At 71.2% G+C, this 13,059-nt stretch carries 11 protein-coding genes; 8 read left to right on the top strand and 3 right to left on the bottom strand.

Features of this window, described 5'->3' with window-relative positions:
• The first annotated feature begins 30 nt into the window (after positions 1–30).
• From ruvC to ACZ6ZT_RS16110, 8 genes are all read left to right on the top strand, one after another.
• Positions 31–561, top strand: a complete 531-nt coding sequence (gene ruvC, locus ACZ6ZT_RS16145; RefSeq protein ID WP_469719795.1) for a crossover junction endodeoxyribonuclease RuvC — start codon at positions 31–33, stop codon at positions 559–561.
• Positions 558–1,190, top strand: a complete 633-nt coding sequence (gene ruvA / locus ACZ6ZT_RS16140) for a Holliday junction branch migration protein RuvA (protein WP_469719794.1) — start codon at positions 558–560, stop codon at positions 1,188–1,190. The genes ruvC and ruvA overlap by 4 nt, the downstream gene beginning before the upstream one ends.
• A gap of 95 nt (positions 1,191–1,285) precedes the next feature.
• Positions 1,286–2,359 carry a Holliday junction branch migration DNA helicase RuvB gene (gene ruvB / locus ACZ6ZT_RS16135; protein ID WP_469719793.1) on the top strand — a complete coding sequence of 358 codons (1,074 nt, stop codon included), beginning with the start codon at positions 1,286–1,288 and terminating at the stop codon, positions 2,357–2,359.
• A 164-nt stretch (positions 2,360–2,523) separates the two neighbouring features.
• The gene (gene yajC / locus ACZ6ZT_RS16130) at positions 2,524–3,015 is read left to right on the top strand and encodes a preprotein translocase subunit YajC (protein WP_469719792.1); all 492 of its coding nucleotides are present in this window, start codon (positions 2,524–2,526) and stop codon (positions 3,013–3,015) included.
• Between the two features lie 149 nt (positions 3,016–3,164).
• Complete coding sequence (gene secD / locus ACZ6ZT_RS16125) at positions 3,165–4,955, top strand: protein translocase subunit SecD (RefSeq protein ID WP_469719791.1); 1,791 nt, start codon at positions 3,165–3,167, stop codon at positions 4,953–4,955.
• A 3-nt stretch (positions 4,956–4,958) separates the two neighbouring features.
• The gene (gene secF, locus ACZ6ZT_RS16120; protein ID WP_469719790.1) at positions 4,959–6,020 is read left to right on the top strand and encodes a protein translocase subunit SecF; all 1,062 of its coding nucleotides are present in this window, start codon (positions 4,959–4,961) and stop codon (positions 6,018–6,020) included.
• Positions 6,017–6,571 carry an adenine phosphoribosyltransferase gene (locus tag ACZ6ZT_RS16115; RefSeq protein WP_469719789.1) on the top strand — a complete coding sequence of 185 codons (555 nt, stop codon included), beginning with the start codon at positions 6,017–6,019 and terminating at the stop codon, positions 6,569–6,571. The genes secF and ACZ6ZT_RS16115 overlap by 4 nt, the downstream gene beginning before the upstream one ends.
• A gap of 243 nt (positions 6,572–6,814) precedes the next feature.
• Positions 6,815–9,247, top strand: coding sequence for a RelA/SpoT family protein (locus ACZ6ZT_RS16110; RefSeq protein WP_469719788.1), 2,433 nt, complete (start codon positions 6,815–6,817; stop codon positions 9,245–9,247).
• An 80-nt stretch (positions 9,248–9,327) separates the two neighbouring features.
• On the opposite strand, the gene ACZ6ZT_RS16105 is transcribed toward ACZ6ZT_RS16110, so the two are convergent.
• From ACZ6ZT_RS16105 to ACZ6ZT_RS16095, 3 genes are all read right to left on the bottom strand, one after another.
• On the bottom strand, positions 9,328–10,578 hold the full coding sequence (locus tag ACZ6ZT_RS16105; RefSeq protein ID WP_469719787.1) for a glycosyltransferase family 39 protein: 1,251 nt from the start codon (positions 10,576–10,578) through the stop codon (positions 9,328–9,330).
• 180 nt (positions 10,579–10,758) lie between these two features.
• On the bottom strand, positions 10,759–11,988 hold the full coding sequence (locus tag ACZ6ZT_RS16100; protein WP_469719786.1) for a DUF349 domain-containing protein: 1,230 nt from the start codon (positions 11,986–11,988) through the stop codon (positions 10,759–10,761).
• A 191-nt stretch (positions 11,989–12,179) separates the two neighbouring features.
• Entirely contained in the window at positions 12,180–12,962 is a 783-nt protein-coding gene (locus ACZ6ZT_RS16095; RefSeq protein ID WP_469719785.1) for a peptidylprolyl isomerase, read from the bottom strand.
• Positions 12,963–13,059 lie beyond the last annotated feature (97 nt).

Below are 13,059 nucleotides of genomic sequence, written 5' to 3'. Positions count from 1 at the left end.
CACGGACAGGTGAGCGAGGGAGGGGGGCCGGTGCGCGTACTCGGTGTGGACCCGGGGCTGACGCGGTGTGGCGTCGGGGTGGTCGAAGGGGTCGCCGGGCGGCCGCTGACCATGATCGGGGTGGGCGTCGTGCGCACCCCGGCGGACGCCGAGCTCGGACACCGGCTCGTCGCCATCGAGCGGGGGATCGAGGAATGGCTCGACACCCATCGGCCCGAGGTCGTCGCCGTGGAGCGGGTCTTCAGCCAGCACAACGTCAGCACCGTCATGGGGACCGCCCAGGCCAGCGCCGTCGCCATGCTCTGCGCCGCGCGCCGCGGGATACCGGTCGCCCTGCACACCCCCAGTGAGGTCAAGGCCGCAGTCACCGGTACCGGCCGCGCGGACAAGGCGCAGGTCGGGGCCATGGTGACCCGGCTCCTGCGACTGTCCGCGCCGCCCAGGCCGGCCGACGCCGCCGACGCCCTCGCCCTCGCCATCTGCCACATCTGGCGGGCCCCCGCCCAGAGCCGCCTCCAGCAGGCGGTCGCCCAGCACGCCTCGAAAGGCCGTACCCGATGATCGCCTTCGTCAGCGGACAGGTCGCCGCGCTCGCCCCCACCACGGCCGTCATCCAGGTCGGGGGCGTGGGCATGGCCGTGCAGTGCACCCCGAACACGCTCGCGAAGCTGCGGATCGGCGAGGAGGCCAGGCTCGCCACCTCCCTGGTCGTGCGCGAGGACTCGCTGACCCTCTACGGCTTCGCCGACGACGACGAACGCCAGGTCTTCGAGCTGCTCCAGGGCGCCAGTGGCGTCGGACCGCGGCTGGCCCAGGCGATGCTCGGCGCGCACAGCCCCGACGGACTGCGCCTCGCGGTCTCCACCGGAGACGAGAAGGCCCTGACGGCGGTCCCCGGCATCGGCAAGAAGGGCGCCCAGAAGCTCCTGCTGGAGCTCAAGGGCAAGCTCGGCACCCCCCTGGGCACCAGCGGCCTCGTCGGCGCCCAGCGGGCCGTCGCCACCGGCCCCGCGCCGTGGACCGAGCAGCTCCAGGCCGCGCTGATCGGGCTCGGGTACGCGCCCCGCGAGGCGGAGGAGGCCGTCTCGGCCGTCACCCCGCAGGCCGAGGCGGCCCTCGCCGAAAGCGGCTCCGCCCCCGTCCCGCAGCTGCTCCGCGCCGCCCTGCAGAGCCTGAACCGGGCCCGCTGACCCCGCCCGCCCGGCCCGCCCCGCCCGGGGCGCCGGGCACCGCGCGGGCGGCCCCGCGCCCGACCACGTACGCACACAGAAGGCAGACTGAGACCGTGAACTGGGACGACGAGAGCGACACCGCCGAGCCGGAGCGGATCGTCGCGCCCGCCGCCGACGGCGAGGACACCGCCGTCGAGGCGGCCCTGCGCCCCAAGGACCTCGGCGAGTTCGTCGGCCAGGAGAAGGTCCGCCAGCAGCTCGACCTCGTCCTCAAGGCGGCGAAGCAGCGCGGCGCCACCGCCGACCACGTCCTGCTCTCCGGCGCGCCCGGCCTCGGCAAGACCACCCTCTCCATGATCATCGCCGCCGAGATGGGCGCCCCCATCCGGATCACCTCCGGCCCCGCCATCCAGCACGCCGGAGACCTCGCCGCGATCCTCTCCTCCCTCCAGGAGGGCGAGGTCCTCTTCCTCGACGAGATCCACCGCATGTCCCGGCCCGCCGAGGAGATGCTCTACATGGCGATGGAGGACTTCCGCGTCGACGTGATCGTCGGCAAGGGACCCGGCGCCACCGCCATCCCGCTGGAGCTGCCGCCCTTCACCCTCGTCGGCGCCACCACCCGGGCCGGCCTGCTGCCCCCGCCGCTGCGCGACCGCTTCGGCTTCACCGGGCACATGGAGTTCTACGCCCCCGAGGAGCTGGAACGCGTCATCCACCGCTCCGCCCGCCTCCTCGACGTCGAGATCGACACCGCCGGAGCCGCCGAGATCGCCGGACGCTCCCGCGGCACCCCGCGCATCGCCAACCGCCTGCTGCGCCGCGTCCGCGACTACGCCCAGGTCAGGGCCGACGGGGTGATCACCCGCGAGGTCGCCCAGACCGCCCTCCAGGTCTACGAGGTGGACGCGCGCGGCCTCGACCGGCTGGACCGGGCCGTCCTGGAGGCCCTGCTCAAGCTGTTCGGCGGCGGCCCCGTCGGGCTGTCGACCCTGGCTGTGGCGGTCGGCGAGGAGCGCGAGACCGTCGAGGAGGTGGCCGAGCCCTTCCTCGTACGGGAGGGCCTGCTGGCCCGCACCCCGCGCGGGCGCGTCGCGACCCCCGCCGCATGGGCCCACCTGGGCCTCGTACCGCCCCACCAGCAGGGGAGTGGATCAAGCGGACAACAGGGCTTGTTCGGGGCCTGACGGCGCGGAGGTTCGACCGCTCAGGAACCGCGGTGCCATGCTGGGCGTTGTTCCATCGGTGCGGACTCGCCTAGACTCCGCCGATGCCGACCCTTCGGGTCGGCGTGCCCACCCCCGTAGAAAATGGCCGTCTCCCGTGCGGTCGTGCGAAGGATCTCCGTCCCGTGAATCTCGTGACACTCCTCCCGTTCATCGTGCTCATCGGGGCGATGTTCCTGATGACCCGCTCCGCCAAGAAGAAGCAGCAGGCGGCCGCGCAGATGCGCAACCACATGTCGCCCGGCACCGGCGTCCGCACCATCGGCGGCATGTACGCCACGGTGAAGGAGATCGGTGAGGACACCGTCACCCTTGAGGTGGCTCCCGGCGTCCACGCGATCTACGCGAAGAACTCCATCGGCGCGGTCCTCGACGACGAGGAGTACAACCGCATCGTCCACGGCGTCACCGAGGACCTGTCGCTCGACACTCCGGTCGTCCCGGACGACGCCTCCTCGCTGACCGGCACCGACGCCCCGAAGACGGACCTGTCGAAGGACCCGTCCAAGGACGCCGACGCGGACGAGACCCCCAAGCTCGACCTGGGCAAGGGCGACGAGCCCAAGGGTGACGAGCCCAAGGACGGCAAGACCGACGGCGAGCCCGGCGCCAAGTAGCGCCCGGCCGGGACCGCGGTGGCGCCTGACCGGCGGCCGCCGCGGTTCCCGCAGTCCACTTCTGCGGGGGGCAGGGGTCCCCACCACACATTCGTGGCCGTCCGCGCGCTGACCCGGCGCGGGACGGTTGGACAGGGAGAAACGACAAGGTGGCAGCACCGAAGAAGGGCCGGCGGCCCACGGGGGCTCAGGGGAGGCCGGGGCGCGCCCTGGCCGTCATCCTGATCGCGATGGTGGCGCTCACCGCGGGGATGTTCCTCACGAAGCAGACGACCCCCCGGCTGGGCATCGACCTCGCGGGTGGTACGAGCATCACGCTCAAGGCCAAGAGCGAGCCCGGCAAGCCGAACGCGGTCAACGAGACCAACATGAACACGGCGGTCGGCATCATCGAGCGCCGCGTCAACGGTCTCGGCGTCTCGGAGGCCGAGGTCCAGACGCAGGGCCGCGACCACATCATCGTGAACATCCCCAAGGGGACGAACGAGCAGCAGGCGCGCGAGCAGGTCGGCACCACCGCCCAGCTCTACTTCCGCCCCGTGCTGGCCTTCGCCGACGGCGCCCCGGTGGCTCCCGAGCCGAACCCGAGCACGTCTCCCAGCCCCTCCGCGAGCGGCTCCGGCGCCCCGAAGTCCGAGGGTTCCAAGCCCTCCGCCCCGGCCACCCCGTCGTCCAGCGCCACTTCCCAGGGCCGTGTGCTCAGCGAGGCCCTCAAGGCCCCGGGTGCCCCCTCTCCCTCGCCCTCGGCGAGCGAGTCGAAGAAGGCAGACGACAAGGCCACCCCCTCGGCGCCCCCCGCCCCGAGCGCGCCGCCGGTCGACCCCGCCGTCGCGGACCTGCAGGCGAAGTTCGCCGCGCTGGACTGCTCCAAGGAGGACCAGCGCGCCGCCGCCGGCAAGGGTGCCAAGCCCGAGGACCCGATGCTCGCCTGTGGCAAGCGCGGGGCCGTGTGGGGCAAGTGGGTCCTCGGTCCGGCCCAGGTCAACGGCCAGGACGTGAAGGACGCCAAGGGCGTCATCGACCAGCAGCGCGGTCAGTGGATCGTCACCATGCAGTTCACCGACAAGGGCGCCGACAAGTTCGCCAAGATCACCGGTGAGCTGGCCACGAAGCAGTCCCCGCAGAACCAGTTCGCGATCGTGCTCGACGGCGAGGTCATCTCCGACCCGTCCGTCAGCCAGGCGCTGACCGGCGGCAACGCCGAGATCTCCGGCGGCTTCACCCAGCAGTCCGCGCAGGACCTGGGCAACATGCTCTCGTACGGCGCGCTGCCGCTGTCCTTCCAGGAGGACAGCGTCACCACCGTCACCGCCGCGCTCGGCGGCGAGCAGCTGAAGGCCGGTCTGATCGCCGGTGCCATCGGCCTCGCCCTCGTGGTGATCTACCTGCTGATGTACTACCGCGGTCTCGCCTTCATCGCCATCGTCAGCCTGCTGGTCTCGGCGGTGCTCACGTACACGATCATGGCGCTGCTCGGCAAGGGCATCGGGTTCGCGCTGAACCTGCCCGCCGTCTGTGGCGCGATCGTCGCGATCGGCATCACGGCGGACTCGTTCATCGTCTACTTCGAACGCATCCGGGACGAGATCCGCGAGGGCCGCACCCTGCGTCCGGCCGTCGAGCGCGCCTGGCCCCGGGCCCGGCGCACCATCCTGGTCTCCGACTTCGTGTCCTTCCTCGCCGCCGCGGTGCTCTTCATCGTCACCGTCGGCAAGGTCCAGGGCTTCGCGTTCACGCTGGGTCTGACCACCCTGCTCGACGTGGTCGTGGTGTTCCTCTTCACCAAGCCCGTCATGACGCTGCTCGCCCGTACGAAGTTCTTCGCCAGCGGTCACCCGTGGTCCGGTCTGGACCCCAAGCGGCTCGGCGCCAAGCCGCCGCTGCGCCGGTCCCGCCGCAGCGGTCCCGTTCCCGCCCCCGTCGACGCAAAGGAGGCGTGAGAGATGTCGAAGCTGGGAGATCTCGGCGCCAGGCTGTACCGCGGTGAGGTCGGCTACGACTTCGTCGGCAAGCGCTTCCTCTGGTACGGCGTTTCCATCCTGATCACCATCACGGCGATCGTGGCCCTGGCCGTTCAGGGCCTCAACATGGGCATCGAGTTCAAGGGCGGTGCCGTCTTCACCACCCCGAAGACGTCCGTCTCCGTCGCGAAGGTGACGGAGGACGCGCAGAAGGCCTCCGGCCACGACGCGATCGTCCAGAAGCTCGGCACCGGCGGCATGCGCATCCAGATCTCCGGTCTGGACACCGACTCCGCCGCTCCGGTGAAGAAGCAGCTGGCCACCGACCTCAAGGTCACCGAGAACCAGATCAACACCGACCTGGTCGGCCCGAGCTGGGGCGAGCAGATCGCCAACAAGGCCTGGACGGGCCTGGCGATCTTCATGGTCCTCGTGGTGATCTACCTGGCCATCGCCTTCGAGTGGCGGATGGCCATCGCGGCGCTGGTCGCGCTGATCCACGACCTCACCATCACGGTCGGCGTGTACGCGCTGGTCGGCTTCGAGGTCACCCCGGGCACCGTGATCGGTCTGCTCACGATCCTCGGTTACTCCCTCTACGACACCGTCGTCGTCTTCGACGGTCTCAAGGAGGGCTCGAAGGACATCACCAAGCAGACCCGCTACACGTTCAGCGAGGTCGCCAACCGCAGCATCAACGGCACCCTGGTGCGTTCGATCAACACCACGGTCGTGGCGCTGCTCCCGGTCGCCGCGCTGCTGTTCATCGGCGGCGGCTTCCTGGGCGCGGGCATGCTGAACGACATCTCGCTGTCGCTGTTCGTCGGCCTCGCGGCCGGCGCGTACTCCTCGATCTTCATCGCGACCCCGCTGGTCGTGGACCTGAAGGAGCGCGAGCCGGCGATGAAGGCCCTCACCAAGCGGGTCCTCGCCAAGCGCGCGGCCGCCGCCGCCAAGGGCGAGCCGGCCGACGACGGGGACGGTTCCGGCGAGGACGGCGCGCAGGTCGTGGCCCAGGGTGGTCAGGGGAGGCGGCGCCGTTGAGTACCGCCTGTTCGCCCGAGGTCCGCGAGCTGCTGCTGTCCCGGATCAGGGACGTCGAGGACTACCCCAAGCCGGGGGTGACGTTCAAGGACATCACCCCGCTCCTGGCCGACCCGAAGGCCTTCGGGGCGCTGACGGACGCGCTGGTGGAGCTGGCCGCGCGCTACGGTGCCACGAAGATCGTCGGGCTGGAGGCGCGGGGGTTCATCCTCGCGGCGCCGGTCGCGGTCCAGGCGGGCATCGGGTTCATCCCCGTACGCAAGGCGGGGAAGCTGCCGGGTGCGACGCTGGCGCAGTCCTACGAGCTGGAGTACGGGAGCGCCGAGATCGAGGTCCACGCGGAGGACCTGGCCGCCGGGGACAAGGTCATGGTCATCGACGACGTGCTGGCGACCGGCGGGACCGCCGAGGCGTGCCTGGAGCTGATCCGGCGGGCCGGGGCCGAGGTCGCGGGGGTGGCCGTCCTGATGGAGCTGTCGTTCCTGCCGGGCCGGGCCAAGCTGGCTCCCGCGCTGGGTGACGCCCCGCTGGACGCGCTGATCGTGGTCTGACGGCCTTCGCCGCGAGCGGCGGGTTCCGGGGTCTCCCCGGGGCCCGCCGCTCTCGCGTGTGCGGCGCCGCCGGGCCGCCGCCGAGGGGGACGGGCGGCCGGAAGCGGGCCCGGGCCCGGGCCTCGTCGGGCGGCCGGGGAGAACGGGGTGGCAGAACCCTCGCTACCATGGGTTATCCGGACCTGACCGGGGCCCCGGACCGTCCCCCGGACTCCGTTCGGGGGGACCCCCAGAGGAGCGCTCTTGCCAGACGAGGTCCAGCCACTCTCCGCCGCGCAGCCCGACCCGCAGGCCGACCCGGCCGCGGCGGCCGCCGCCACGCCTTCGCCGGCCCCGCCGGCCCCGCCGGTCAAGCCCGCTCCGGCGAAGCAGGCCGGGTCCTCCAACCGGGTGCGCGCCCGGCTGGCACGCCTCGGCGTGCAGCGTTCCAACCCGTACAACCCGGTACTGGAACCCCTGCTCCGCATAGTCCGCAGCAACGACCCGAAGATCGAGACGGCGACGCTGCGCCAGATCGAGCAGGCCTACCAGGTCGCCGAGCGCTGGCACCGGGGCCAGAAGCGCAAGAGCGGCGACCCGTACATCACCCATCCGCTCGCGGTGACCACCATCCTCGCCGAGCTCGGGATGGACCCGGCCACCCTGATGGCGGGCCTGCTGCACGACACCGTCGAGGACACCGAGTACGGCCTCGAACAGCTCAGACGTGACTTCGGCGACGCGGTGGCCCTCCTCGTCGACGGCGTCACCAAGCTCGACCGGGTCAAGTTCGGCGAGGCCGCGCAGGCCGAGACCGTGCGCAAGATGGTCGTCGCCATGGCGAAGGACCCCCGGGTCCTGGTCATCAAGCTCGCCGACCGCCTGCACAACATGCGCACCATGCGGTACCTCAAGCGGGAGAAGCAGGAGAAGAAGGCCCGCGAGACCCTGGAGATCTACGCGCCGCTGGCCCACCGCCTCGGCATGAACACCATCAAGTGGGAGCTGGAGGACCTCGCCTTCGCGATCCTCTACCCCAAGATGTACGACGAGATCGTCCGCCTCGTCGCCGAGCGCGCCCCCAAGCGCGACGAGTACCTCACCATCGTCACCGACGAGGTGCAGACCGACCTGCGGGCGGCCCGCATCAAGGCCACCGTCACCGGCCGGCCGAAGCACTACTACAGCGTCTACCAGAAGATGATCGTCCGCGGCCGTGACTTCGCGGAGATCTACGACCTGGTGGGCATCCGCGTCCTCGTGGACACGGTCCGGGACTGCTACGCGGCCCTCGGCACCGTGCACGCGCGCTGGAACCCGGTCCCCGGCCGGTTCAAGGACTACATCGCGATGCCCAAGTTCAACATGTACCAGTCGCTGCACACGACGGTCATCGGGCCCAACGGCAAGCCGGTCGAGCTCCAGATCCGCACCTTCGACATGCACCGCCGCGCCGAGTACGGCATCGCCGCGCACTGGAAGTACAAGCAGCAGACCGTGGCGGGCACCTCCAAGGTCCGCACCGACGTCCCGCAGGCCGCCAAGGGCAGCGCCGGTCAGGACACCGTCAACGACATGGCCTGGCTGCGCCAGCTGCTCGACTGGCAGAAGGAGACGGAGGACCCGGGCGAGTTCCTCGACTCGCTGCGCTTCGACCTCTCCCGCAACGAGGTCTTCGTCTTCACCCCCAAGGGCGACGTCATCGCGCTGCCCGCGGGCGCCACCTCCGTGGACTTCGCGTACGCGGTCCACACCGAGGTCGGCCACCGCACGATAGGGGCGCGGGTCAACGGGCGGCTGGTGCCGCTCGAATCGACCCTGGACAACGGCGACCTGGTCGAGGTCTTCACCTCCAAGGCCGAGGGCGCCGGCCCCTCCCGCGACTGGCTCGGCTTCGTGAAGTCGCCGCGAGCCCGCAACAAGATCCGCGCCTGGTTCTCCAAGGAGCGCCGCGACGAGGCCATCGAGCACGGCAAGGACGCCATCGCCCGGGCCATGCGCAAGCAGAACCTGCCGATCCAGCGGATCCTGACCGGCGACTCGCTCGTCACCCTCGCGCACGAGATGCGCTACCCCGACATCTCCTCCCTGTACGCGGCGATCGGCGAAGGCCACGTGGCCGCGCAGGGCGTCGTACAGAAGCTGGTGCAGGCCCTCGGCGGCGAGGAGGCGGCCAACGAGGACATCGAGGAGAGCATCCCGCCGGCGCGCGGGCGGGCCAAGCGGCGCAACAACGCCGATCCGGGCGTGGTGGTCAAGGGCGTCGACGACGTGTGGGTCAAGCTGGCCCGCTGCTGCACCCCGGTGCCGGGCGACCCCATCATCGGGTTCGTGACGCGCGGCAGCGGTGTTTCGGTGCACCGTGCCGACTGCGTCAACGTGGACTCGCTCTCGCAGCAGCCCGAGCGGATGCTGGAGGTCGAGTGGGCGCCCACCCAGTCCTCCGTGTTCCTCGTCGCCATCCAGGTGGAGGCGCTGGACCGGTCCCGGCTGCTGTCGGACGTCACCCGGGTCCTGTCGGACCAGCACGTGAACATCCTCTCGGCGGCCGTGCAGACCTCCCGGGACCGGGTGGCCACCTCCCGGTTCACCTTCGAGATGGGCGACCCGAAGCACCTGGGCCACGTCCTGAAGGCGGTACGGGGCGTCGAGGGCGTCTACGACGTCTACCGCGTGACCTCGGCCCGCAGGCCGTAGCCACGGACGTGACGAGGGGCGCCACCCCCGCGGGGGTGGCGCCCCTCGTCACGTCGTGCGGGGCCGGCTGCCGGGCCGGGTCAGGGGCAGCCCCACCAGACGAAGTTGAGGTTGCCCCCGAAGAGCGCGGAGACCACGGTGGCCGATCCGATGATCCACATCACCGTGCTCCGGCGGGCCCGGGCGAGGGCCAGCGCGAAGGGGAACAGCAGCGGGAAGGCCGGCATGATGAAGCGCATCTTGGAGAAGTAGAAGCCCGCTCCGCCCAGCGCCATCAGCATGATCATGGCGGCGAAGATCCACACGACCATCGGGGGCCGGCGCCTGCGCGTCATCAGGACGAACAGCACCACGGCCACCACCACGGTCAGCGAGACCACCACGTGGTTGAGGGTGGTGTGCACCTCGGTGAAGGTCTTCTTCAGCTCGTTGAGCGTGTCGAAGCCGCCGTCGTAGACCGAACCCCAGCGGCGCTGGAGCTCGAAGTAGCCGTCCCAGCGCCCGAAGTGCCAGCCGACGTAACCCACGTACCCGAACCACCCCAGCGGGGCGATCAGCGAGGCCGCGACGATCCGGCCCACGGCCGGCCGCTGCGAGCGGCGCCCCCGGCGCCACTGCACGAACTCCCAGACGCCCGCCAGCACCACGGCGGCGACGATGGCCGAGCCGGAGGGCCGGGTCGCGCCGGCGAAGAAGGCCAGCACGCCCGCCGTGAGCCAGGACTTGGTCATCACCGCGTACATCGCCCACACCGACAGGGCGAGGAACAGCGGCTCGGTGTACGCCATCGACTGGACGAGCGCGGCCGGGACGATCGCGAACAGCGCGCAGGTGAAGAGCGCGACGCGACGGCCGTAGATCTTGTCCGTGACCGCGAAGATGCCCCAGGCCGCGATCACCGACGCGAACAGGGCCAGGCCCATCGCCACCCAGTTCATGGGCAGGTGCGTGACGTACGAGGTCCAGCGGATCATCATCGGGTAGACGGGGAAGAACGCCATCTGGCAGCTCGGCCCCGCGAACGCGCACGGGGACGGGGTCGCCAGCGGGGTCGTCAGACCGTTCTCCGCGATGTGCAGGTAGTAGACGGCGTCCCAGCGCCCGCCCAGGATCTCCAGCGGCTGCACGCCCTTGCGCTCGGCCCAGACCGCCATCACGGCGAGCCCGGTGGCGCGCAGCGCGATGTGGATCAGGAGCGCCTTCCGGGCGCGCTGGAGGTTGGAGAGTACGCGCCGTCCGGCACCGCGGAGTCCGGAGTCCTTCTTGCCGGTGAGCGGCTCGGCAACGAGCAGTGAGTCGGGGACATCGGCGCGTATCTGGGTATGCGTCACATTCAATCCTGGTCGTCGCCCGGCAGAAGGCCGCCGAGGCGGCACCGTACAACGGTACACAGGTGTCAGGTGCTCCCAGCGCGCAGCCTGGGTTGAAACCACGTAACGAATAGGACGCACATGCGCGGACGGGTACCACCGGAGGAATCCGGCGGTACCCGTCCGAGGGATCCGGGGCGGTCAGCCGCCGAACTCCTCCAGGCCCTTCAGCGCCTGGTCCAGCAGGGCCTGTCGGCCCTCCAGTTCCCGCGCCAGCTTGTCGGCCTTCGCGTTGTTGCCCGCGGCGCGCGCGCCGTCGATCTGCTGGCGCAGCTTGTCGACCGCCGCCTGGAGCTGACCCGTCAGACCGGCCGCACGGGCCCGCGCCTCCGGGTTCGTCCGGCGCCACTCGCCTTCCTCGGCCTCCTGGATGGCCCGCTCCACGGCGTGCATCCGGCCCTCGACCTTGGGACGCGCGTCCCGCGGCACGTGACCGATGGCCTCCCAGCGCTCGTTGAGGGAACGGAACGCGGCCCGCGCCGCCTTCAGGTCCGTCACCGGGAGGAGCTTCTCCGCCTCGACGGCCAGCTCCTCCTTCAGCTTCAGGTTCTCGACCTGCTCCGCGTCCCGCTCGGCGAAGACCTCGCCGCGCGCCGCGAAGAACACGTCCTGCGCACCGCGGAAACGGTTCCACAGGTCGTCCTCGGCCTCGCGCTGCGCCCGGCCGGCCGCCTTCCAGCTGTCCATCAGCTCGCGGTAGCGGGCGGCCGTCGGACCCCAGTCCGTCGACTTCGACAGCGACTCCGCCTCGGCGACCAGCTTCTCCTTGGCCTTGCGGGCCTCCTCGCGCTGGGCGTCCAGCGCGGCGAAGTGCGCCTTGCGGCGCTTGGAGAACGCGGAACGGGCGTGCGAGAAGCGGTGCCACAGCTCGTCGTCCGACTTGCGGTCCAGGCGCGGCAGACCCTTCCAGATGTCCACCAGGGCCCGCAGCCGCTCGCCGGCGCTGCGCCACTGGTCGCTCTGGGCCAGCCGCTCGGCCTCGGCCACCAGCTCGTCCTTGGCCGTACGGGCCTCGTCCGCCTGCTTGGCCTTCTGGGCCTTGCGCTCCTCGCGCCGCGAGTCCACGGTCGCGACCAGCTGGTCGAGCCGCACGCGCAGCGCGGCCAGGTCGCCCACGGCGTGGTGTTCGTCCACCTGCGTCCGCAGGTGCTCGATGGCCGTCTGGGCGTCCTTGGCGGACAGATCGGTGGTCCGCACCCGCCGTTCGAGGAGGCCGATCTCGACCACCAGGCCCTCGTACTTGCGCTCGAAGTAGGCCAGGGCCTCCTCAGGGGTGCCCGCCTGCCACGAGCCGACGACCTGCTCGCCCTCGGAAGTACGCACGTACACGGTGCCGGTCTCGTCGACTCGGCCCCACGGGTCGCTGCTCACAGCGCCTCCTCCACCTGATGCCCGCGAGAGGGTTCACCCCCCGGGCATCGTCCACAGTTTCCTGGGGCGGGCAGCGCCCGCCCTGCACAACGCCAACATAGGCGACCGCCGGGCCGGCTGTCCGCATCCCGCACGACGGAATATCGGCGTACGGGAGGCGGGCCGGGCGGGCCCGGGGCCGCCGCTCCCCGTCACTTCTGGGTGACGGTGCCCTTCTGGATCACCACGGGGGTCTTCGGGGCGCCGTCCTGGGCGCCGTCGGCCGTCCCCGCCTTCGCCACGTCCTCCAGGACCTTCAGCCCGGCCGCGTCGATCGTGCCGAAGGGGGTGTAGGAGGGGGCCAGCGGGCTGTCCTTGTACACCAGGAAGAACTGGCTGCCGCCGCTGCCCGGCTGCCCCGTGTTCGCCATGGCCACCGTGCCCGCCGGGTAGATCACCTGGCCCTGCTCGTTCGGCTTGCCCAGCGCGTCCAGGTTCTCGTCCGGGATGGTGTAGCCGGGGCCGCCCGTGCCGGTGCCCTGCGGGTCGCCGCACTGCAGGACGTAGATGCCGCTCGTCACCAGGCGGTGGCACTTCGTGTTGTCGAAGAAGCCCTTGTCGGCGAGCGCCTTGAACGAGTTGACCGTCTGCGGGGTCTTCGCCGCGTCCATCTCGAACGTCACGTCGCCCGCGCTCGTCTTCAGGGCGAAGGTGTACTTCGCCTTGGCGTCGATGGTCATCGGCGGCGACGGGGACTTCTGCGGCTCGGGCGCCGACGCGGACGGCGAGGGCTCCGCCGCCGCGTCCTTCTTGTCCTTGCCGTCGAAGACGCCCCCAACCACCAGGGCGACCAGGGTGGCCACGACCACGGCCGCGGCCGCGCCGGCCACCGCCCAGCGCTGCCGGGACTTGCGGCGGGCCTCGGCCCGGCGCTTCTGCTGGCGCTCGTACTTCTCCCTGGCGAGCTGTCGCCGACGCTGATCGCTCGTGACCACCGGGTCGTCTCCTTGTGCGTCTCTGGTACCGCTGTCCGGGCTCGGTTAGGCCGTACCGTATATGGGTTCGCTGTGTCATGAGAGGCGCCGGTAGGCT

This window comes from Streptomyces sp. NPDC102258 (genome assembly GCF_055584685.1).
This window is presented reverse-complemented; position numbering and strand designations above follow the sequence as displayed.

Coding starts and splice junctions, on each gene's coding strand:
- ruvA (WP_469719794.1), top strand. CDS start 558: ATGATCGCCTTCGTCAGCGGACAGGTCGCCGCGCTCGCCCCCACCACG.
- secF (WP_469719790.1), top strand. CDS start 4,959: ATGTCGAAGCTGGGAGATCTCGGCGCCAGGCTGTACCGCGGTGAGGTC.